This is a genomic window from Enterobacter sp. DN, assembly GCF_046054285.1.
In the GTDB taxonomy this organism is placed as follows: domain Bacteria; phylum Pseudomonadota; class Gammaproteobacteria; order Enterobacterales; family Enterobacteriaceae; genus Enterobacter; species Enterobacter hormaechei_C.
On the sequence record NZ_JBJJTG010000001.1, the window covers coordinates 386870 to 408578 of the forward strand.

The following is a 21709-nucleotide window of genomic DNA, read 5'->3' on the forward strand; positions in this document are numbered from 1 at the left end:
CGGTTATTCCTTTCCGGAGTGTCGTGCAACCCTGATAAATTCCGGGCGCTGAAGACGGGCTGTAATTCGTCTCAGCAAAATGGCCAGCCCAGGCAATGTCACAATCATTGAAAGCAGAAGAAGAGAGATCCCTGCCCAGGAGAATGCAGTTGAAGGGAAATAGCGGATCATCAGACTGTACAGCCCAGCATTAAGCAGTAATGCCATAAGAACAGATCCCCCGGGAAAGGGAGGCTGAATCACGAAATGATCATGCCCGACTGCAGGAACGGCGTTTCCGAGCGACACAGCCCAGGCATCGTCTTCACCTTCGAGAAGAAGCCACTGGCTGGCGGGGCCATAAGCAGCCATCTCAGCCGCAGCGCCAGTCATTGCCCAGCCAGCAAGACCGCCATACCGGACACTGGCGGTGTCATAGTCAATGACACCGCCAGTGCCAATGCTATCGTACAAAGGAACCGACAGATCATTCAGCACCCTGCTCACTGACTGTCGTGGCGCATCTGAGAGCCCACTGTGCCAGACAAGGTGTTTCTTGCTGGCAGGCGTGAGGGCCATTTCCCGTAATTCAGTGAGTTCCGTTGCAAGCATACGGGTGTTGAGCGGCATCGCCCGGAAAAGCCGTAACGCATTTTTTTGCTCACCCAGATTCAGCATCGATGGTGGCATCAAAAATAACGCGCTGGCAAATTCCGGCAGAACATCATTGGGCAAACGATAGTGCATTGCCAGTACCAGTACGGGCCGCTTTGTTGACGCCACAAACTGATTCCAGCCATCAAAGGATGAGTCTGCGTCCTGAAAATGAATCTCAGCTTTCCAGGGAGGGGAACCTGCTGACCAGATACGATAGAATGACTGAGATTCACGGTCTTTGTCGCTACCGTTGGTCTGAACAATAATCTGGAGTGGGCCGGAAGGATATCGCCGCCGAATCGAGGGCATTATCTGAGCAATGAGATGACGAAGCAGCTGCTCAAAACGTGAAATACCGGGTGTAAGCGGTTCGTCTGGCAACATCGTGAGAGGCGATGTGTCTGCACTTTCCTCTTCCTGCGTATGTGCGAGACGATCTAACAGTCCCGTATCGGCAGTAATGAAAACATGGCTGAGAATGACAAGATGCTGTTGTGCACGTAAGCGCCACTTCAGACGCATGTTCCGGCACCACTCATTCCAGTTCCAGACACGAACTGCCAGCATTTCCTGCCTGAAAGTGTAGACCGCGATGGCAGCCGAAATGCCCGCAAATGTCCAGGCCGTCAGTGGCAACCAGGCCCCACTGCTCAATGAAAGTAACCCTGTCGCCGGAGATTTCAGTACAGCAACAAGCAGCCCGGTGAAAAGTCCGAGAATAATAATCAACAGACAGTTCCACGGTGACCAGGATGGTGCCTGCTCTTTTTCAGGCACTTCCGGCAGAGACCATCCCATCAGCCAACCTCCATATCCGGCATACTTGCGATGACACTCGAACCACACTGCGTCTTGCAGCCATGCAATACAATTCCACGCCCGTTTTCTTCATACGCAGAAACATCGCATTCAATAATTTTATTCATACCGTGTTCCGGGCAACTGACAGTATCATTCAAAAGTGCGGCATTTTTACCGGATATATCGAAACTGGATGAGGCTGATGTGACTTTGCCACCATGCGTAGTGGCATCCCCTAAAACGACGACAAATTTCCCCATTTGCTAATCCTTTAATTCGAAGAAAACAACTGACTATATAGCGTTGAATTTTAGCAAACTCACTGAACAACAACCTACCGAAGTGTGTTTATGCTTTATTTACAGCTCTATATGCTGGCAGCTTACTTTGCTCTTTATAAAATTCATCAACAACAGTGTCCTGACTAATTAAATCAGGTTCAGGTACTTTGTCTGGCTCTCCACTGGAGAGATAAGGATCCTCTCCCTGCGTCCAGTCCGCTTTTCGCCGTAAATCTGCCATAAATTCTTTATCCCAGGTTGCATCGCAATACCCAATCGGTAAATCATATGCCACCACCTGAGACATGAAATCAGCACGCATAGGAAGAGTACTATGATCCGTGGGCTGAGAAACATAGGTTCTTATGCGAAGATCCTTTTCTTCAAATGTCTCCTTACGGGTCACAGGCACCATTCGGGGCTCAGATTCAGTTCCCACATTTTTAAATCCAATCACAATATCCTGATTGGGGTATAAATTGATGTAATTGTCATAGGTATTGTCGTTTTTTAGATTTTTATCCGGATTAATTTCCCCCCAGCCATCTATCTGTCTGTCATCGTGTTCAGCTCCAACACGTGATACATCAAAATTAGCTAATTTTGCAGCATCTATAGGTTCAGGTACCTTTTCGGCATTAATAAAAACCGTTTGCCATTCCGGAGGATCTGGATAGGTGAAACTACTGCTTTGATACTTGTCGCCTTTATCATCCCAGAACGGTTTACCATCCGGCAATTTTGCAAAAGGTGTTGCGGGATTTGGCGCTTCGCCACATGGAGTACTGCGAGCCAGCATGCGCTGAAATAAATTTCCCTGATGCTTTTTCAGCAGAGGATGAGGCTGCCCCTGAGAATTATTGGGTAATCCCTGCCAGCCAATTGAGCGTAGCGGACGTGACCCCATAACTCGATCATGAGGACAGAAGTAAATATAAGTGCGTCCGTGGTTATCTCGTTCGGCAAGACTGCTGCCACTTTCACTGGCAAGAGCGACATCTGGTCGCCAGTTCTTTTTATCTGCCGTCTGTCCGACACAAAGCCCTTCATAGCCCAGTGATGATAAATGATTTTTTCTGGAAGCCACCTTATCAATGATGGCAGATAACGTATTCTGCCGCCCTTCTGGCGAAATGCACTCATCTGCCGGAAGTGACGCCCCATTAAGATCGTTATGATCCAGTGCATAAGGAGAATTAAGTACAAATAATGCATCAGGTGTATTCCTGGCTATCGCTACCGCAGCCATTGCAACCATGGTTCCCTGGCTGTGAGAAATAATGGTTACTGTATCTTTGGGATATTTATTACGAATACTGTCAACCAGGTCTGCAAGGCGTTTTGCAGCATGCGCGTAGTATTTTCGCGGTGGCGCATTGGTTAACAGGCGATCTTTGTCTTCATTAAACCACTGGACTTTGATACCTGCTACTCTCTCTTTAAACCCTGTCTCACTCTATAAAGAGTGCAGATTATTTGTACCGTTCTGGAATGGCCCGCCGCCCCAGAAAAATGGCCCCTGAGCAATAATATTTTCATGAGGCATGCCTTGCCTTTTTAAGTGATGGTAATCAACGCCTTTCCTATTGGCTAACGGTATATCATATTTATCTTCATTACCTTTAGGTGAAGCATACCCCCAGTAAAAGCGAATGACTGGAGAGGTTTCCTTCTTAGGCGCAGGCAAATCTCTTTCTATAAGAGGTTCAATCTCTATTTTTTCATCAGAAAAATATTTATTAGCCACCAGTTTATAATCAGTCCCTTTTAATCCAAGTCTCTTATTCAGGCCTTCACAAATTTTGTCCTCAGCAAATGAAAACCATTCTCCTGTCGAGTTAACACCATGTACAAGAATAATAATTCCAGGCAAATGTGGAGGTAAATCACACCCACCTCTGATTTGGCAATTTTTATGAGAGGGAAATGAACGCCAGGAAGGATGCCCATTATCATCAAACTTACATTCAAGTTCCCGAACAGGTTCATAATTATTGTTCATTTTTCACCACCTCCTTTTTCCCATTTGACTCATTAGTATATGTGATGGCTTTAGCTTTAATATTTTTATTACATTGATATTTAACATCAATACTTGACGTTGAAGGCTTCGGAAATTTAATTCCATCTTTATAAACTTCATCTTCAATCCTAATCTGGATTTCAGACAATTCGTTTGCCATTAAATTCCTTTCCTCATGTGTTTTCGGTGGCGTTAATGTTCTGAGATAGTCGAATATATGAAATCTAGGTCCATACTCGTTTGCATAGGGCATTTTTTTCTTATCAGTTCTTCTTTCACTAACTCATCAATTTTTTTCTGCCAGTCATCATAAACACTGATTAAATTGCCGTCAGAAAACCTTAATTTATTCACTGAGCTAAGGTCATTGAGACCTGTAGGGCGAGAATAGCTATCCTCCGTTTTAGACTCATCCCTTAGATAAACACCATCATTAGCCACTACTACTTTAAGCTGACTAAAACGTTCTGGGGTGCTGTATTCCATAGCTACAATTTTATATATAAATGTGTTCCCATGATCTGCTGAAAAGAAGAAAAACACAGGGCAACCTGTTTCTGACCTTCCACTACCACAATATTGTCTGGTAGATGCGCCAGGGAATGCCAGATAACCATTATCCGCCCCATTAATAATAGAGCCTTGATAAGCCGCAATATTATTTCCCCGGCGATATGAGAAATCATAAAAATCGTTATCCCATCCCAGGTGTGTTTTTATTCCCCTCTGAGAGTCATTGTAATATACTTGTCCACCCCTATCACAGGATATGTAGTTTTCCAGCGTCAGGTATCGATTTTTATCTATGCGATAAATAATTTGAGCAGGAGCATCTGTTTCAACTTTTCGTGACTCTTCTACCTTCTGAGAACCGCTCATTCCTCCCAGACCCACCCCAAAACTGGCTCCCATACTGGCTCCTGCCAGGAACTGTAAGCCTTTATAAATGGCATACAGGAATACACCAATAATGGCTATAATTGTAAGGACTTTCCTGTCTGACTGATTCCATCTCATCTTAATTCGCCTTTACTAAGCTGATAATCATATTGCCGATAACATCAGAAGAATTGAGTGACGTTGCTCCAGAAGCATCTGTAATACCGGAAACAACAGAACCATCTGGCATGGTGATTTTGTACGCTTTACCTGGTATAGGTTCTTTTGTCAGCGCATTTCTGATGACAAATTTCTCATCAAACGTAGAAGGTTCAAACGACTTCATCACCCCCTGCATACTGCCTATGTCCGCTTTCCTGATACCCGCGTTCTTAATCGGCAGCTTACCCGGACCACCAATCTCAACATTCCCGCCTTTGATTTTGATGTAGCCGCCACCGCATATCAGCGTCAGCTCGTCCTGTGCTGTAATGACTATTTTCCTGCCGCTTGAAATATGCGTATCCTGTGTGGACCATGTGGTGATGTTTCCGCCCTGCGCCTGAATATCAATATCGTTTTGCGAGCTGAACAGTTTTGCCCCTTCACGGCTGTACAGGCTGAGTTGTTTACCGGCCGCCAGCGTAAAGTCCTTCTGCGCACCAACATCCAGCTGTTTACCCGCTGTCAGCGTAAGATTATCACTGACTGATAGCTGCATAACTTGCAATGACACTCGCACCACACTGCGTCTTGCAGCCATGCAATATAATTCCATGCCCGTTTTCTTCATACGCAGAAACATCGCATTCAATAATTTTATTCATACCGTGTTCCGGGCAACTGACGGTATCATTCAAAAGTGCGGCATTTTTACCGGCTATATCGAAACTGGATGAGGCTGATGTAACTTTACCATCATGCGTAGTGGCATCCCCTAAAACAACGACGTATCTACTCATTTAATAACCATACTCCTTTGCCTTTTCTCGAATAATTTCCTCGATACCCGTTTCCCGACTTATCATTGAAGGTTCATTAATTCTTTCAACAACCCCAGTGTTCATATAAGGGTCTGCGCCAGTGGTCCAATCAGCAAGATATCGGAGCGTTGAAAGAAATTCTTTATCCCATGTAGCATCGCAGTAACCTATCGGTAAATCATAAGCTACTACTCTGGTCATAAATTCCTTGTTTCCGGGCAGTGTGCTGTGATCTGTTGGTTGAGAAACATAAGTTCGTAACCTTTTATCTTTTTCTTCGAAAGTTTCCTTCCTTGTTATCTCTTGCACATAACCACTTGGAAGCTCCTTATAGCCGATTACGACATCTTGGTTTGGATATAAATTGACATAGTTATCATATGTATTGTCATTTTTCTTTCCAGTTTTAGGGGCTATCTCACCCCACCCATCCTGTTGTTTTGAGCCATGCTCTTTACCTACTCTGGTTTCGTCAAATTCGGCCAACTCACTGGGATTAATAGGCTCAGGGACTTTCTCTGCATTTACAAACACTGTTTGCCATTTTGGAGGGTCAGGATATGTAATGCTACTACTTTGATATTTATCACCATCATCATCCCAAAATGGTTTTCCATCAGGTAAAGTACCAAATGGTGTCTGCTTATCAGGATAAGAACCGCATGGCGTATTCCTGGCCAACATCCTCTGGTACAAATTATTTTTAAATTTCACAATTAATGGATGTGGATTACCATTTTTATCATTAGGTAGCCCTTGCCACCCTATCGAGCGAAGCGGTAATGACCCCATCACTCGGTCATGAGGGCAAAAATAAATATACGTTCTGCCATGATTATCACGCTCTTGTATTTTTCCAGCCCGTATTACATTCTCACCTTCAGGCTTCCAATTCGTTTTATCAGTAAACTTGCCTACACATAACCCTTTATAACCCACAGAAGACAGATGCGTGGATTGCTTTGCAATTTTTTCAATTATTGATGATAATGTATTTTCGCGTCCGCTTGGAGAAATTCTCTCTTTCTGAGGAATTGAAAGCTCATTAAGCTGGCTATTATGCATTGCATAAGGGGAGTTTAATATAAAAAGAGTATCTGGCCCTTTTTTTGCTAATGCGACTGCGGCTAGCGAAATCATTGTCCCTTGGCTATGAGAGATAATACTAACCGTATCATTTGGATATTTATCCCGGATAAGGTCTAAAAGATCTGCTAATCTCTTAGCTGCATGTGAATAGTATTTTCTTGGTGGAGCATTTGTTAAAAGTCTATCTTTATCTTCATTGAGATACTGAAGTTTTGCTCCAGAGATTCCCGCCAGATTCTCATCGAATCCATAGTCACTCCAAAGCGAGTGTAAGTTATTCGTGCCATTTTGGAATGGGCCACCTCCCCATATATATGGCCCTTTTTTTTGAATGTCATCTTGTTTTATACCTGTTCTTTTCATTTCATGATAATCTTCACCATCCGCATTAGCTAACGGGATAATATATTTATCCTCTTCCCCCCTCACAGAAGAATACCCCCAATAGAATCGAATGATTGGAGAGCGCTCAGAATTTTCAATAAGTTTTCTACGAGCTAAAGGTGAAGGTGACGAGTTACTTTTCCCTTCCTCCTTCTCACAATCTGTACTATATTTGTTCGGCTTCAATTCAAATTGAGAACCATTGAGCCCTAACCTGTCATTTAATCCTTTGCAGAGAGACTCTTCCGCATTTTGATACCATTCACCTGTTGAGTTAACCCCATGGACGAGTATTATCAAACCAGGGAGATGAGGAGGTAAATCACATCCTCCGCGGACCTTTATATTTTTATGAGAAGGGCATGAACGCCATGAAGGTTTTCCATTGTCGTCATACTTTAACTCTAAAGCCCTGGTTGTATCTGTTTTTTCACTCATTAGAAGCATCCTTTTTTATCTATTAGACAAGCCGCCACTTATCTTATTACTGGGACACCATGTGATTGAAGGATATATATAATTAAATATGATAAAACCACACACATACACCACTTGCCTGCTTTTTTCCACCCACCATCAATAGGTTTATGCAAAAAGCCAATAAAAATATATAAGATGCTACCAATTACAAGAGAATATAAACACATTATAAAGAGCATTAATCCTAACATATGTATTCCATTAATATTATTTAACGACCAGTAAGTGTTATTATCATATCATCTATCAAATCCGAAGAATTAAGCGTCGTTGCCCCCTGCGCGTCTGTTATACCAGTGACAACTGACCCGTTTGGCATAGTTATTTTATAGGCTTTTCCTAGAAGCGGCTCTTGGGTTAATGCATTTCTGATAACAAATTTCTCATCAAACGTAGAAGGTTCAAACGACTTCATCACCCCCTGCATACTGCCCGTGCCCGCTTTCCTGATGCCCGTGTTCTTAATCAGCAGTTTACCCGGACCACCAATCTCAACATTTCCGCCGTTGATTTTGATATAGCCGCCTCCGCATATCAGTGTCAGCTCGTCCTGTGCCGTGACAACCATTTTCCTGCCGCTTGATATATACGTGTCCTGTGTCGACCAGGTGGTGATATTCCCCCCCTGAGCCTGAATATCAATGTCGTTTTGCGAGCTGAACAGTTTTGCTCCTTCACGGCTGTACAGGCTGAGTTGCTTACCGGCCGCCAGCGTAAAGTCCTTCTGCGCACCAACATCCAGCTGTTTACCCGCTGTCAGCGTCAGATTATCACTGGCTGATAGCTGCATATCTTCGCCGCTCACCAGTGCCATGCCTTTTGGCGCACTGCCCAGAATCACCTCTTCATGCAGTTGTTCAATTTTCTGCTTCAGGAGTTTTTGCTGACGGCCAACATCGGCAGCCAGAGCCTGAGCCTGCTGTGCGCAGGCAGCAAGGGATTCCATTTCCACTAATGCTGCTGAAAGCCGTGCGAGTGCAGGCTCCATATCCAGCACCTGGCCCTGCGCCTTCGCCTGGCCGTCAGCACTGATAAAAATCCCTTTCTGCGCCCGGATGGCGCCCCAGCCGTCGGTTCTGAACTCAAACCCCTCACCGCGCTGCTGTTTCTCGCTGTCGACCAGGTGGCCGAGATTCAGCTGGCTCTTGCCGCCGTACTCCGTGCTGACCTTGATATGCTCTTTTCCGCGTTCATCATCCAGGCGAATTTTGTTGTTCGCCGGCGTGCGCAGGACGTTACGTCTGTAGTTGCGGATGGTGACGTGGTCGCCGTGCGCCGAGTCGTGCAGCACACCGGCAATGTACGGCCGGTCCGGGTTGCCGTCCTCAAAGCCAATCGCCACTTCGGTGCCTGCCAGCAGCGGCAGGTGCAGGCCGTACGTGTCCCCTGCATACGGGCGGGACTGACGGACCCACAGGCTCTCGAACCCGGTCTCCCAGTTCTCACGGTCAAACAGCATGTTGACGCGGTAGCGGCCGTCTTTATCGATATGCCCGTAGGTGTCATTTTCAGTGGTACTCGTGACGCGGGCCGGTAAGGTACCGGCCATCACCGGACGTGAACCAGGTTCCGGGCGAAAACTGAAATCCGGGCTGTCCGGGATACCGTCAAACCTGACGCAAAAGTCCGCATCACGCTGCGCATGGCTGTGCATCGCCGTGACAACCACGCCCTGCGCAAACACGTCGGCCACTTCGTACCCGCCGGTGACTTTCAGCAGCATACCCGGAGAGATCACCGGACAACTGGTGAAGGCAACGGTCTGCGTCTGGCCATTCAGGTAACGTTCGTGCCGGATGCGGGCATAGAACGCCCCGGACTCCGCGGCCGGATTGCGGTCATGGGACGTTCCCGCCGTCAGGTAGTTATCCGCCCAGTGATAGGCATCTCCGTACGTGGTGGCATCCCCGCGGGTCGCATCCACCAGGGTGTTCATGTCCTGCGTGGCCTGACGGTAGTTGTAGTCGCGGGTGCTGACCGCCTTCTGCACCACATTATGGTGGCTCTCCATTTCCCACACCGAGTCCACACCCTGCGAGTGCTGCCCTGACGGCGGCACCGACGGCAGCGTCACGCCTTTCTCATATCCCTGCTGGCTGTCGTAAAACTCCACCACGTCAATGTTGAGGCGTGTGTCGGTGGTGAAGCGGAACCAGATACCGACCTCACCCAGCAGGCGGGTGATAAAGTGCAGGTCGTCCTCAGCATACTGCATCACCTGCTCGCGGCGCGGGTACTCTTTTGAGAGTGAGAACAGGAAGTCCTGGCCGCGCATGCCGTGGCGCTCGCGCAGGATTTTCTCCACAATCTGCGGGACGGACATGTCCTGGTAGACGGCGTTCTGGTGCGAGCGGCTGAGCAGGGCCAGACGCGGCTCAAGCGTCACTGCGTAACGGGTTTCATCCTTTGAGGTACCCAGACGTTCAAAACCCGTGACCACGCCCTGAATCACCCGCACCGGCTGCTGTATTTTGATGCCGTAACCCTGGTCAACCGGGGCCTGAAGCGTCAGGGAAGCCGCTTTCATCAGCATCATCTCTTTGCTGATGGCATGGTCCGTGCTGGTGAATTCAGTACGGTAGCTGAAGGGTGTGCTCAGGGCTTCATCACCCTCAAACGCCAGCACATCGGGTTCTGCGTCACATCCCTTCACCGACAGCAGGTGATGGCTGTGGCTGAATCTCAGCGGGGGATTGCTGCTCATGCGTGCACTCCTTCTGTCCGGTCAAACTCGAGCACTATGCCCTCTTCCTCATCCCAGCCGAGCGTCAGGGTATGCGACTTCTGTTTCGCGGCCATATGCATCAGCAGTTGCTGGCTCAGCACCGGCAGAATCTGCTGGTTCAGCAGGCTGTCAACATTGCGTGCCCCGGTGTCCGGCAGCAGGCAGGCATCGGTCAGCGCGTCGTACAGGCTTTCGTGGATATCGGTCTTCATACCGTAGTGACGGTTGAGGCGTTTACTGACCTGCGCCAGCTTCATCTCCACAATGGTACGCATCGCTGCCTTTGCCAACGGACGGTAAATCACCGTCTGGAAGCGCGCCAGCAGCGCGGGCTGGAAGTGGTCCCGCAGGACAGGACGCAGCAGTTCATGCAGGTCCGGCTCTGTCGCCTCCGGCTGTTCATCCAGCAGCTGCATGATAAGGTCGCTGCCGAGATTGGAGGTCATCAGAATCACCGTGTTGCGGAAGTCAATTTCCCGCCCCTCGCCGTCGCGCATGACGCCCCGGTCAAACACCTGGTAGAACAGGTTCATCACGTCCCGGTGCGCCTTTTCCACTTCATCCAGCAGCACCACGCTGTACGGGCGCTTACGGACGGCTTCGGTCAGAATGCCGCCCTGACCGTAACCCACGTAGCCCGGAGGTGAGCCCTTGAGCTGCGAAACGGTGTGTGGCTCCTGGTATTCCGAAAGGTTGATGGTGATAAGGGACTTCTCGCCGCCGAACAGTTCATCGGCCAGCGCCAGTGCGGTTTCGGTCTTGCCGGTGCCGCTCGGCCCCACAAGCAGGAACACGCCCTGCGGGCCGTTCTCAGGCGCCAGACCGGTTTTGCTGGCGCGCAGGCGTTGCGCAATGGCATTCAGCGCACTGTCCTGACCGACAACGCGTTTCGCCAGACTGTGCTCAAGGCTCAGCAGTTCCGTCTGCTCGTCCTTCATCAGGGAAGAGAGCGGTACGCCCGTCCAGTCGGCGATAACGGTGGCGACGGTACGCGCGTCCACATCCAGCCCCAGCAGCGGGGTATTCTGCTGCACGGCAGTAAGCTGCATCTGAAGGTCCGCAATCTCCCCCTGACGGGAGATATCCGTGCGGCAGGCAAGCAGTTCTTCCGTCAGTTTCAGCTCCTGGCCGTACCGGGTTTCCCGTTCGTCGAGCTGCAAAATGATGGCGACTTCTTCCTCTCCGATGGCGGCCAGACGTTCGCCGTGGGCGGTATTGCCCACCGCGATATCCTCCAGCAGCGCCTGCTTCTCCATAGCAAGGGCCGTGAGCTGCGCCTTCATGCGGGTCAGCGGCTCTGGAATAGTGTCCAGGCTCATACGGACACGGGCAGAGGCGGTATCCAGCAAATCCACCGCCTTGTCCGGAAGCTGGCGTCCGGTCAGATAGCGTCTGGAGAGCGTGACGGCGGCTTTAACTGCCTTATCGGTAATATGCACGCCATGGTGCTCCGCGTAGCGTGACTTGAGTCCGCGCAGCATCAGGCAGGCGGTGTCGTCGTCCGGTTCATCAACTTTAACCATCTGGAAACGACGCTCCAGCGCGGCGTCGCGCTCAAAGTACTGTTTGTATTCGCTCCAGGTGGTGGCGGCAATGGTTCTGAGCTCACCGCGGGCCAGCGCCGGTTTCAGCAGGTTGGCCGCATCGGCGCCGCCCGCCTGGTTGCCCGCGCCGATAATGGTGTGCGCCTCGTCAATGAAGAGCAGAACCGGCAGGGGTGACTGCTGCACCGCGTCGATGATGTTTTTCAGGCGCTGCTCGAATTCCCCCTTCACACCCGCCCCGGCCTGTAACAGGCCGAGGTCAAGGGTGCGCACGGAGACCGGCTTCAGCGCGTCCGGCACATTGCCCTCATGAATGCGCAGCGCCAGTCCTTCCACGAGCGCGGTCTTGCCGACGCCCGGTTCGCCGACCAGAATCGGGTTGTTCTTGCGGCGCCGGGAAAGAATGTCCACCATCTGGCGGATTTCATTGTCGCGGCCATAGACCGGGTCGATTCTGCCCTCACGGGCGCGGGCGGTGACGTCGAGGGTGAACCTGTCCAGCGCATTCTGCAACGCCGGGTTCAGCTCTCCTGTTATATCCGCATTCACCGGACGGCCGACAAACTCCACCTCATCCCCCTGCGTAAGCTCCGCTTCCTGCTGCACCTCCGGTCGTTCATCCGACTGCGCATCCAGAAGTCCACGCAGGCGCTCAAGCTGGCTCTGCGCCAGCGTCAGCAGCGGCCACAGGCCGTCGCAGCGCAGCAGTTTCGGTTTTTCCACCAGAGCCATCAGGAGGTGAATGCTGCGGATGTGCTCTTCCCCCGACAGCGAGGCGTGCAGCCAGGCGTCCTGCATAAGGGACTTCACGCCCTCCGAAAGCTGCGGACGGCTGCGCACCGACCGTGGCAGGCTGTCCAGAAAACCCAGCATATCCTGCCATATCGTATCCATATCCCATTCGTAGCGCCGCGCCAGCACCGTCAGGTCGCCCTCACCCTGTTCCAGCAGTTTCAGCAGCCAGTGCTCAGGCAGGATTTCCGCATGGGCGCGGGTCTGGCACAGGGAAGCGGCCCCTTCCATTGCGCGGGCACAGTAAGGGTTAAGACGGCGTAACAGGATGGCTGGATTTTCCATGAGACTCTCTCTTTATCAGTTCCGGACACGCTACCGCCCGTCGCTGTTCCCTGTTATTCAGGAACCCAAAGCGCATCAGGTCGGGCAGGCAGATTGTGTTTTTCTTTGCTGACCACCCGTCAGTGCAGGCGCTCAGCAAAAAAAGCAGACGGCTGACCGTCTGCTCAGGGCTCTTACGCAGTGGCGCGTTCGTTCCAGGAATCGGAATGAATGATGTTGCCGTCCTTGTAGGTCCAGGTGATTTTTTCGTAGCGCAGTTCAATCTGCTCGAGGTGGTTGTGCTTCTCGAAAGCAGGATCCTTGATGTCATGCATCTTCGGATTCACTTTCACCAGCTTCACGTTCTCAAGCTTCGTGTTGAAGTACTCCACTTCCTGGCCTGCGTCATTGATTCTGTACCATTTGAACTCGGCCGATTTCAGGGTCTGGCCGGTCGTCACCGCCTTGTACAGGTACGGGCTGGAGGAGTCGATTTCCTTGGTGAACAGGAACGGGGTGTGGATACGGGTACCGGTCAGCTTGCCGGTATTGTTATCGGTCGGGATGTACAGGTTGTGCTCCTGGGCCACCACTTCGATACTGCCTTCACGATCCTGAACGTCCACAGACCCTTTGATGTCCGCGCCGCCGTCGTCCTTCAGCCACAGATAGACTGGAATTGCCATGTTAATTACTCCGTTACATTGTTATCAGCGCCATCATCCTGCGATGACGCATGGGTCTTGCCCGGCGCCTGACAGGCATTCGCCTGCGGTACCAGACTGATTTCGACACGGCGGTTCAGCGCCCGGCCTTCAGCCGTGTCGTTGGTGGCGACAGGACGGCTTTCACCATAGCCCTGCACCGCAAAACAGCTCTCCGGCACGTCGCCGGTATCCCGCATCCAGTCGCGCACCGACTCCGCGCGCTTAAGCGACAGCACCTGGTTGGACTGGTCATCCCCGGTGCTGTCGGTATGGCCCGCGACCACAATCAGCCAGCCGGGCTTCGCCTTGATCCCCACCAGTGAGTTCACCAGCAGCTTTGTTGAGGCGGGTTTAAGCGCCCACTTTCCGGTATCGAACAGCGACATGCTGTCGAGGCGGATGATTTTCGGTACCGGTTTGAGTTCCGGTTCAGGCGGCGGAGGCGGAGGCACATAAGAGCGAATCGCATTCAGCACTGGCATACGCAGACGTCCGCCCTGATACAGGCCCAGACTCAGCCGGGCCGGTACGCCGTTACGTGCATGGTCGTCCAGCAATGCCGCATCCTCGCGCAGCACGGCAACGGCGTCAGCTTTCGGCCCGGAGTCATTCATCGGTATACGTTCATAGCGTGCAATATCGAAGCTCACGCGTTGCAGCAGCTGGCGATTATTCCAGCCACTGCTGAGTAGCGCAGCAATGGCTGCCAGCGTGAAGATTCCGAGCGCACCGCGCCAGGTTCGTCCATGCGGTGTCAGGCCTCGTCCTTCTGGCAGTAAAGGGAGGACAAAATTCGGGAACAGGGAAATAACCGTACTGTCCGTTCCCGCCGGCTGCCAGCCAGACACCTGCTGCATCGCAGTATGGCGGGACAACCACGCTGTCCAGACAGAGGTGGCCATGCTTCCGGCCAGGATCGGACCCAATCCCCACAGAACCGCAACAGGTTCAATGACAGGAATATCGGGGTTTTCATCCATAAGGACAGCCTGGACGTGCTGTTGGAACCAGCTCATCAGGCTGTTCATCAGCACCTGTTGCTGCATCGCAGGCGTTCCGCCAGTATTAACCCATTCAGCAACTGAGCCAGGCGCTGAAGTCCCACTCCAGACCTTTACCCCTTCCCCCAGGATCGCCGTCTGCCAGAGCATGTCATTCATCATCGCACTGCCGACCTGTCCATTCAGAACCAGTGGCACAGAATGGCCGGTTGCTTTACGCAACCGGCTAATCTGCCAGCGCAGGGCAAGCAAACGACTGGTAAGGCGCTCACTGTCAGGGTGCTGCTGCGGACAAACACTGACCATCACTGACAGCTGACGTCCCCAGTCGGGGCGCAACCACAGTACCTGACGGGCGGCCTGCTCCAGTTCCAGATGATCCTCCACACGGATCCAGCAGCCCTGCGTGACAGTAAGCACAGGTGACTGATGCGGCCAGGCAAGCGGCAGATCGCCACAGACCAGTACCACGGGCTGACAATAATTGGCTTCAGGCAGGTCCTCCAGACACAGGGTGAAATCGTGCTGCACGCGACGGCAGGCGACAGCCCAGAACGCTATGATGAGTCCCAGTACCGCCAGCAGGACGAGAATGGAAACCAGACGGGATGCTGGCAGAAACCACAGGCAGACCACTGCACTCAGCAGGGCAGCCCAGAGCGCAAGCCCGCGCTGTTGTGCAGGGCTCATTTCACGGCTCCCGGCAGCAGGGTAAGCAGTGTCTGATCCAGCCAGCAATCCAGTCCCCACCATAATGCGGTGACCACCACCACACTCAGGCCAATGCGCATAGGCCATGATGCCAGCCAACCCCCTATCCCCCGTCCGGCATGGCTTTCCGCCAGAACGGGATGGGGTTGTGAATAGCTGAACGGCGCAACATATTCATTCAGTGCATTCATGAGTTTCTGCCGCTCAGGATCGTTCAGGGAGCGGAAGTTGCCGAGGAATCCGAGCATCATGACTCGCTGGAAGCAGGTCACAACGGCGTGGTCAGGAGCCGGTTCACGCAGCACATCACGCATCCGATCGCATAACGTGTCACCGGCGTCCATGGTGCCAAGAAAGTATCCCTGTAAGGGAATGTCATACCACTGTATACAGGCGTCATCCTCTACACCGCGACCTTTGACCGCCTCATCAAGCAGCGCACACTGTGCCGTAAGAATATGCTGGCAGCTGGCTTCATCGAGTTCGCTCGCTTTCAGTTCTCGCTGCACACGCCCGACATCATCAATGCAGCGCTCCCAAAGCGTACGACCTTCCCCGTCCTGGAATGTCGGGCCGTGACGCAGACTGATCACCTGTAGCCAGGTGTCCTGTAACAGGGCATCAATATCAATGAACGCGGCAGTAGCGCGTTTACGATCATTCATGTTCTCAGTACCGCAAAGAGTTCAAGTTCAGGCTCGGCGAGCATTCCCGGAACGTAAAACATACAGGTGCCGCTCTGGAACATTTCGATGGCCAGAGGATGAGAGACATCAAGGCTGAAATACTGATTTTCCAGACGTAGTGGAATGGCTGCCGGCACATGGCGCAGCGGCATCAGAGGGACGCCCACCCGCGATGAATTGACGATACTCCTGACATGATCGGGACTGCCGACCTTGCACTGGCGCGGGAACTGCTCCTGCAATTGTGCCACCGGCATCGGTGAACGCACGGAGAGGTAATAATCAGCCCCTTCGCGCAGACGTGGATCATGCAGACGGGCCTGCCAGAAGTGAAGCCGGTCATCATGCTCAAGCTCAATTGCCACCACCCGCGACGGCAGGCTGGCTTCCAGAAGATCGCCAAGTAAATCAAACAGCGGCGGGAAGACGTTATTCAGCTGCTCATGCTGCCATGCCGGGATCGCACTGACCTGATGCTCCAGCGAGAATGTCAACAGGCTGCCTGCAAGCCTTGCCAGCTCCGGATAGAGACGCTCAGGCGGGCTTTGCGGGTGGCGCTGAAACTGACCCAGCACGGGCTCAGCACTGTTCAGGGCATTGAGCAGCCAGAACAATGAAACATCGGCTACGGCAAAATCCGCCATGCGCTCATTACTTTCCCGGCGCATGTCCATCAGGCGGCCCAGACGGGCGCGCAGTTGCGTCAACAGTTGCTCCAGCTGGGTCATCAGCCAGCGACTGCCCAGTAACGCCAACAGCGGCGGAAGGTATGTCTCATCAAGTGCCCAGTTCCCCTGCGAATCTTGTTGCAGGCGGGCAACCGGACAGGTCAGGTAATCGCTGTTGTTCTGATGGGCAAATCGCAACGTCAGCTCTGGCCGCATCACCGCAATCTGGCGGGTATCATCGCCAAAAAGGTTGCGGACATCCCGCCAGCGCTGGCGATAGCGAACAGGACGCGCGGCCACCTCATCGGGCTTAAGGCAGTTGCCACCATTCGCGCGCAGCAGCGGAAGAGCCAGAACCACCACCACGTCCTGTGTTTCACTCTCAAGCGCCAGCACCGGTGGCAGGTCGTCAGCATTATCCGTATCGATTAATGTCCCGTCAGGGAACCGGAGGTGCAGATGACGGGCCTGTAGACGGCCCAACTTCAGTACATCCGGTTCGAAAGTGGCATTAATCACCCCCCAGGGATGGGAGAGACCCAGTCGGGCGATACATTCCGCAGACCAGGCCGCATAGGCGGCCTGTTGCTGGAAGTGCTGGGGAGAGACCATCTGGCCCCTGCCCCATAACGGTTGTTCCGTTTTCATGCTTCCTGCCTTACGTTACGCTTTCGCTTTCGGCATCTGGCTCACCAGAGACAGGTTCACATCCATGCCTTCCACCTGGAAGTGCGGCACCGCAAAAAGCTTCACGCGGAAGAAACCCGGGTTGTCTTCGATATCTTCCACCACCACCTTCGCGTCACGCAGCGGATGAGAAGCCTGCAACTCATCGCCCGGATCGGTCATTTCCGTCACCAGACTACGCACCCAGGTATTCAGCTCCAGCTCCAGCAGACGGCGGTCCTTGGTGGTGCCAATGTTCTCGCGCTGGATGAGCTTCAGGTAGTGCGCAATACGCGACAGCAGGAAGATATACGGCAGACGGGCGTTGATGCGGCTGTTGGCCGTGGCATCTGCGGTGTCATACAGCGCCGGTTTCTGCGCGGAGTTCGCCGAGAAGAAGCAGGCATAGTCGCGGTTTTTGTAATACGAGAGCGGGATAAAGCCGAGGTTGGCGAACTCAAACTCGCGGGTCTCCGGGATCATCACCTCAGACGGGATTTTCACCTGGTTGCCGGTACCCAGATCGTACAGATGAATAGGCAGGTCTTTCACCGCCCCGCCCGCCTGCGGGCCACGGATCTGCACGCACCAGCCGTTATTGATGAAGCTCTTTACCATGTTTGACGCGAAGGAGAACGACGCACTAGTCCACAGGTATTTCTCGTGATCCGGGCCTTTCACCTGCTCAACGTAGTTAAAGCTGCGTACAGGTACGGTGTCCGGGCCATACGGCAGACGCCCCAGCACGCGCGGCATCACGAGGCCGATATAGCGGGCGTCGTCGGTGTCGCGGAACGATTTCCACTTGATGTATTCCGCGCGGTCGAAGTAGTTGCCGATATCCTTAATTGCAGCGACCTCTTCCATGGAGTCTTTCAGGAAGAATTTCGGACCGACAGAGCCAATAAACGGCATATGTGCGGCAGCTGACACTTTAGAGATGTTGCGTAGCAGCGCCACATCCTGCGGGCTGGCGTCAAATTCATAGGATGAAATCACGGAGCCAATCGGCTCGCCGCCCGGGGTGTCGTATTCGGCGGTATAGGTGTGCCAGTAGAGGCCGCTCTGGATAAGTTCCGGCGCGTCTTCAAAGTCCTGACGCAGATCTTCTTTCGACACATCCAGAATTTCGGTTTTCACGTTCTGGCGGTAGTCGGTGCTGTCCACCAGCTGCTTCAGGCCGCGCCACAGGGACTCCACCTTCTGGAACTCCTGGTGATGCATTACGGCATCCAGCTGACGGCTGATCTGGAAATCCAGCTCAGCGATATGGTGGTCAATCAGCGTTTTGTCGAGCTTCTCCACAGGCTGACCGGATTTGCGGATGCAGTCCATAAACACCTGCATCGCCGCCGTCAGGCGTTCACCCGCCGGAGCGTCAGAAAGCGCGGCGTCATCCAGAAACGCATTGATATCCCCCAGGCTGGAGGCCGGGGTCAGGTTGATTTTTTCAAACAGGGAGGCGTAAACGCCCTCTTTTTCCAGTACGGTGGTCTGCCCCTGCGCGGAGGCGGTTTCAGTATTTACAGACATCAGCATATTCCCGGTTAATCCATTAAATTACACATGCCGCTTATTTCGGGGCCAGTGCACTCATTTCGTCGCGTAATTCCTGAGACAGCGCCGGGTCTTTAAGAATTTTCTCGAGTTCTTTTCTGAAAGTGGCGTTATCAAGAAGATTGGATTTGAGATCGCGTAATAAATTACGCATGGCCAGCATGGCGCGGAGCTGGGGGATCTGGCGGGCAACCTGTTCAGGTTCGAAATCCTTAATATCGGAGAAATTCAGTTTTATGCTTTCTTCCGAACCATCCCCGGCCATTGTGTTAGGAACCGTCAGATTCACTTCCGGGTTAAATTCCGAAAGTACGCTGTTGAAGTTATTTTTATTGACGTTAATTTTGTCCCTTTCCGATAATGGGCGATTCTCTTTTCCATTACTGAAATCACCGACGGTGAGGAGTTTAAGCGGCAGTTCTATTTTCTTCTGCGCGCCACCTGTATGCAGAGCCAGCTTTAAATTTATACGTGCCTTGGGCACCTCATTCTGGAATGAATCGGCCATAGCAGTCCCTTTCTTTAAAAGAAATAAATGTTAAGTGAGTGTCGTTTCTTTACAAAACCATATTAGAGCAAAAGCCCATTTAAAATCAACTTCTCAGACCAAAGATCTACAATTGGACTTTTCTTAAGAATATTCCACTAAATTATTGTACTCATAAATGCCATAGATACATGACATACAGTAAAAATTAACCATTTATTCACATTAATTTGGCAGGAATGACTGCTTTGTTTGGAAATATTGAACTTATTGTTCCATGAGGTTGAATAATTGATTTACATCAATGCATTTATTAACACGCCCCGTAACAGCGCAGAGAAATAAGGTTTTAATTCAATAAATGGCCTGAATATGAAAAAATCCTGTATCGGACAAATTTAATCTTGAAAACAGTAATGACTATACTGCTACAGGAATGGCGAATAAATGACTACGCGTTTTTCGATAAACGGGAGAAAGAATCTCTCTGAAGATATTCATCATGACAATGAGTGATGGGCTGATATGAAGGGGATATTCGGTATTAACCAGGCTGTAAAATCATACCCCCTTAGAGCGGGCGCTTATGCGGTTAATGGATGTTTACCATAATCACGTAGCGCCCTGACCTCTTTTTAATGCTTTTCAATATACATTGTACGGCTGTACGCAACATCCTCTGGGTTATTTATCGGATAACCTTTAACCCATGGCTTGATGAGACGGCCATTGGTGTACTGATAAATAGGGGCAATCGGTGCTTTCTCGGTGAGGATCTTCTCGGCCATGTTGTAGTCGGCATTACGCGCTTTTTCAGTGGTTTCGAGCGTCGCCTGATGAATAATCTTATCGTAAGCAGGATCGTTGAATCGTGAGATATTCCCGCTATGGGAGGATGTCAGCAGCGACAGGAATGTTGACGGCTCATTGTAGTCCCCTACCCACGATGCACGGATGACGTCAAAATTCCCGGTATTGCGGCTGTCGATGTAGGTTTTCCACTCCTGATTCTGCAACTTAACGTCAACACCCAGATTTTTCTTCCACATGGATGCAACGGCAATCGCAATTTTCTGATGGTTTTCAGACGTGTTGTACAGCAGCGTTAATTTAAGCGGGCGCTGAGGGCCATAGCCTGCCGCCTGCAACAACGTTTTCGCCTGCGCATTTAGCTCCTGTTGCGACATCTGCTCAAATGGCGAGGTTTCCGGCGTAAAACCCGCAGTGACATCGGGAGTAAAATGCCAGGCCGGTTTCTCGCCGGTCCCCAGGACTTTTTCCGCCATAATACGTCTGTCGATAGTCATGCTGAGCGCGAGACGTACGCGGGCATCCGCGGTTGGGCCTTTTTGCGTATTAAACGCGTAGTAATAGGTCCCAAGCTGTGGCGGTGTGTATACCTGTCCCGGAATATCTTTAAGCAGCTTCTGGTACATGTTTTTCGGAAACGATTCTGTAATATCGATATCGCCCGCCAGATAGCGTTTGGTCGCTGAGGACTCCTGGTTGATCGGCACAAAGGTGACTTTTTTAAGCACCGTCCTGGCGTTATCCCAGTAATGAGAATTCGGCTCAACCACCAGTTTTTCATTCACCACGCGATCTTTCAGTACATACGCACCGTTGCCAATGAGCGCGCCAGGGCGCGTCCATTCCTTACCGCTTTCCACATTGGCCTTTTGAACAGGATAAAACGCGAAATTAGCCGTCAGATTGCTGAACCAGGGCAGCGGTTTGTCCAGCTGCACGCGCAACGTTTTAGCATCCACCGCCGTCACGCCGAGGGTATCCGGAGCAGCTTTGCCGTCGATAATGGCCTGGGCATTGTTAATGCCCGCCAGCGCCGCAAACCAGGCGAAAGGTGACGTTGTTTTAGGATCAACCAGACGACGCCAGCTATAGACAAAATCTTGTGCCGTCACCGGGGTTCCGTCAGACCACTTAGCGTTATCCCGCAACGTGAACGTCCAGACGCGGTTGTCATTGCTCTGCCAGCGCGTCGCCACGCCGGGAACTAACTCCCCTTTTTCGTTCTGATTCACCAGCCCTTCATAGAGGTCGCGGATCACCTGTATCTCGGGCAACCCCACCGCTTTTGCCGGATCGAGCGAAGCGGGCTCATCTTTAATATGTCGAACCAGCTCCTGCTTTTGCGCCAGAACCGTTCCTTCGGGAACCTCCGCGGCATATGAAAGTGAAGAAAGCCCGCACAGCCACAGCGCAGTACAAAGAAGCGAAACAGGATGCTTCATACGATCCCCTTAATGATGTCAGGTAACAGGCAGATGCGTAATTATTTGTTTCGAAACGGAGAAATGCAAATGCTTCCTCCGGAAAGTTGATGT

Annotated in this window: 17 protein-coding genes and 1 pseudogene; all 18 read right to left on the bottom strand. The window is 51.7% G+C overall.

Features of this window, described 5'->3' with window-relative positions:
- Positions 1-3: 3 nt before the first annotated feature.
- Positions 4-1434, bottom strand: a complete 1431-nt coding sequence (locus ACJTMZ_RS01785; RefSeq protein WP_015570423.1) for a hypothetical protein — start codon at positions 1432-1434, stop codon at positions 4-6.
- A complete protein-coding gene (locus ACJTMZ_RS01790) occupies positions 1434-1697 on the bottom strand; it encodes a PAAR domain-containing protein (RefSeq protein ID WP_032648447.1) in 264 nt (87 codons plus the stop codon). Before ACJTMZ_RS01790 ends, ACJTMZ_RS01785 begins: the two co-directional genes overlap by 1 nt.
- Before the next feature lie 88 nt (positions 1698-1785).
- On the bottom strand, positions 1786-2976 hold the full coding sequence (locus ACJTMZ_RS01795) for a DUF3274 domain-containing protein (RefSeq protein ID WP_252010624.1): 1191 nt from the start codon (positions 2974-2976) through the stop codon (positions 1786-1788).
- A gap of 198 nt (positions 2977-3174) precedes the next feature.
- Positions 3175-3720 carry a hypothetical protein gene (locus tag ACJTMZ_RS01800; protein WP_126291594.1) on the bottom strand — a complete coding sequence of 182 codons (546 nt, stop codon included), beginning with the start codon at positions 3718-3720 and terminating at the stop codon, positions 3175-3177.
- A complete protein-coding gene (locus ACJTMZ_RS01805) occupies positions 3710-3901 on the bottom strand; it encodes a hypothetical protein (RefSeq protein ID WP_252010625.1) in 192 nt (63 codons plus the stop codon). Before ACJTMZ_RS01805 ends, ACJTMZ_RS01800 begins: the two co-directional genes overlap by 11 nt.
- Before the next feature lie 32 nt (positions 3902-3933).
- Positions 3934-4758, bottom strand: a complete 825-nt coding sequence (locus ACJTMZ_RS01810) for a hypothetical protein (RefSeq protein WP_233093796.1) — start codon at positions 4756-4758, stop codon at positions 3934-3936.
- 1 nt (position 4759) lies between these two features.
- A pseudogene (locus ACJTMZ_RS01815) lies at positions 4760-5356 on the bottom strand (DUF2345 domain-containing protein); the annotation flags it as partial.
- Positions 5322-5582: a PAAR domain-containing protein gene (locus ACJTMZ_RS01820; RefSeq protein WP_072056831.1), complete on the bottom strand. Its 261-nt coding sequence runs from the start codon at positions 5580-5582 to the stop codon at positions 5322-5324. The pseudogene ACJTMZ_RS01815 and the gene ACJTMZ_RS01820, both read right to left, overlap by 35 nt.
- Positions 5583-7514, bottom strand: coding sequence for a DUF3274 domain-containing protein (locus ACJTMZ_RS01825; RefSeq protein ID WP_047365116.1), 1932 nt, complete (start codon positions 7512-7514; stop codon positions 5583-5585).
- 253 nt (positions 7515-7767) lie between these two features.
- Positions 7768-10260, bottom strand: a complete 2493-nt coding sequence (locus tag ACJTMZ_RS01830) for a type VI secretion system tip protein VgrG (RefSeq protein ID WP_252010628.1) — start codon at positions 10258-10260, stop codon at positions 7768-7770.
- Positions 10257-12902: a type VI secretion system ATPase TssH gene (tssH, locus tag ACJTMZ_RS01835; protein ID WP_047365570.1), complete on the bottom strand. Its 2646-nt coding sequence runs from the start codon at positions 12900-12902 to the stop codon at positions 10257-10259. Before tssH ends, ACJTMZ_RS01830 begins: the two co-directional genes overlap by 4 nt.
- A gap of 173 nt (positions 12903-13075) precedes the next feature.
- A complete protein-coding gene (hcp, locus tag ACJTMZ_RS01840; protein WP_009653685.1) occupies positions 13076-13567 on the bottom strand; it encodes a type VI secretion system effector Hcp in 492 nt (163 codons plus the stop codon).
- Between the two features lie 5 nt (positions 13568-13572).
- Positions 13573-15279, bottom strand: coding sequence for an OmpA family protein (locus tag ACJTMZ_RS01845; protein WP_047057068.1), 1707 nt, complete (start codon positions 15277-15279; stop codon positions 13573-13575).
- Entirely contained in the window at positions 15276-15965 is a 690-nt protein-coding gene (gene tssL / locus ACJTMZ_RS01850) for a type VI secretion system protein TssL, short form (protein ID WP_015570416.1), read from the bottom strand. Before tssL ends, ACJTMZ_RS01845 begins: the two co-directional genes overlap by 4 nt.
- Positions 15962-17302, bottom strand: coding sequence for a type VI secretion system baseplate subunit TssK (tssK, locus tag ACJTMZ_RS01855; RefSeq protein WP_015570415.1), 1341 nt, complete (start codon positions 17300-17302; stop codon positions 15962-15964). The genes tssL and tssK overlap by 4 nt, the downstream gene beginning before the upstream one ends.
- 15 nt (positions 17303-17317) lie before the next feature.
- Complete coding sequence (tssC, locus tag ACJTMZ_RS01860) at positions 17318-18853, bottom strand: type VI secretion system contractile sheath large subunit (RefSeq protein WP_023324775.1); 1536 nt, start codon at positions 18851-18853, stop codon at positions 17318-17320.
- Positions 18854-18893: 40 nt separating this feature from the next.
- Positions 18894-19385 carry a type VI secretion system contractile sheath small subunit gene (tssB, locus tag ACJTMZ_RS01865; RefSeq protein ID WP_023303814.1) on the bottom strand — a complete coding sequence of 164 codons (492 nt, stop codon included), beginning with the start codon at positions 19383-19385 and terminating at the stop codon, positions 18894-18896.
- A gap of 614 nt (positions 19386-19999) precedes the next feature.
- Positions 20000-21616 carry an ABC transporter substrate-binding protein gene (locus ACJTMZ_RS01870; protein WP_023303815.1) on the bottom strand — a complete coding sequence of 539 codons (1617 nt, stop codon included), beginning with the start codon at positions 21614-21616 and terminating at the stop codon, positions 20000-20002.
- Positions 21617-21709: the final 93 nt, after the last annotated feature.

Excerpts from the sequence above, each read along its gene's own strand:
- ACJTMZ_RS01785 (WP_015570423.1), bottom strand. The coding sequence starts at position 1,434 with ATGGGATGGTCTCTGCCGGAAGTGCCTGAAAAAGAGCAGGCACCATCC.
- ACJTMZ_RS01790 (WP_032648447.1), bottom strand. The coding sequence starts at position 1,697 with ATGGGGAAATTTGTCGTCGTTTTAGGGGATGCCACTACGCATGGTGGC.
- ACJTMZ_RS01795 (WP_252010624.1), bottom strand. The coding sequence starts at position 2,976 with ATGGTTGCAATGGCTGCGGTAGCGATAGCCAGGAATACACCTGATGCA.
- ACJTMZ_RS01800 (WP_126291594.1), bottom strand. The coding sequence starts at position 3,720 with ATGAACAATAATTATGAACCTGTTCGGGAACTTGAATGTAAGTTTGAT.
- ACJTMZ_RS01805 (WP_252010625.1), bottom strand. The coding sequence starts at position 3,901 with ATGGCAAACGAATTGTCTGAAATCCAGATTAGGATTGAAGATGAAGTT.
- ACJTMZ_RS01810 (WP_233093796.1), bottom strand. The coding sequence starts at position 4,758 with ATGAGATGGAATCAGTCAGACAGGAAAGTCCTTACAATTATAGCCATT.
- ACJTMZ_RS01820 (WP_072056831.1), bottom strand. The coding sequence starts at position 5,582 with ATGAGTAGATACGTCGTTGTTTTAGGGGATGCCACTACGCATGATGGT.
- ACJTMZ_RS01825 (WP_047365116.1), bottom strand. The coding sequence starts at position 7,514 with ATGAGTGAAAAAACAGATACAACCAGGGCTTTAGAGTTAAAGTATGAC.
- ACJTMZ_RS01830 (WP_252010628.1), bottom strand. The coding sequence starts at position 10,260 with ATGAGCAGCAATCCCCCGCTGAGATTCAGCCACAGCCATCACCTGCTG.
- tssH (WP_047365570.1), bottom strand. The coding sequence starts at position 12,902 with ATGGAAAATCCAGCCATCCTGTTACGCCGTCTTAACCCTTACTGTGCC.
- hcp (WP_009653685.1), bottom strand. The coding sequence starts at position 13,567 with ATGGCAATTCCAGTCTATCTGTGGCTGAAGGACGACGGCGGCGCGGAC.
- ACJTMZ_RS01845 (WP_047057068.1), bottom strand. The coding sequence starts at position 15,279 with ATGAGCCCTGCACAACAGCGCGGGCTTGCGCTCTGGGCTGCCCTGCTG.
- tssL (WP_015570416.1), bottom strand. The coding sequence starts at position 15,965 with ATGAATGATCGTAAACGCGCTACTGCCGCGTTCATTGATATTGATGCC.
- tssK (WP_015570415.1), bottom strand. The coding sequence starts at position 17,302 with ATGAAAACGGAACAACCGTTATGGGGCAGGGGCCAGATGGTCTCTCCC.
- tssC (WP_023324775.1), bottom strand. The coding sequence starts at position 18,853 with ATGTCTGTAAATACTGAAACCGCCTCCGCGCAGGGGCAGACCACCGTA.
- tssB (WP_023303814.1), bottom strand. The coding sequence starts at position 19,385 with ATGGCCGATTCATTCCAGAATGAGGTGCCCAAGGCACGTATAAATTTA.
- ACJTMZ_RS01870 (WP_023303815.1), bottom strand. The coding sequence starts at position 21,616 with ATGAAGCATCCTGTTTCGCTTCTTTGTACTGCGCTGTGGCTGTGCGGG.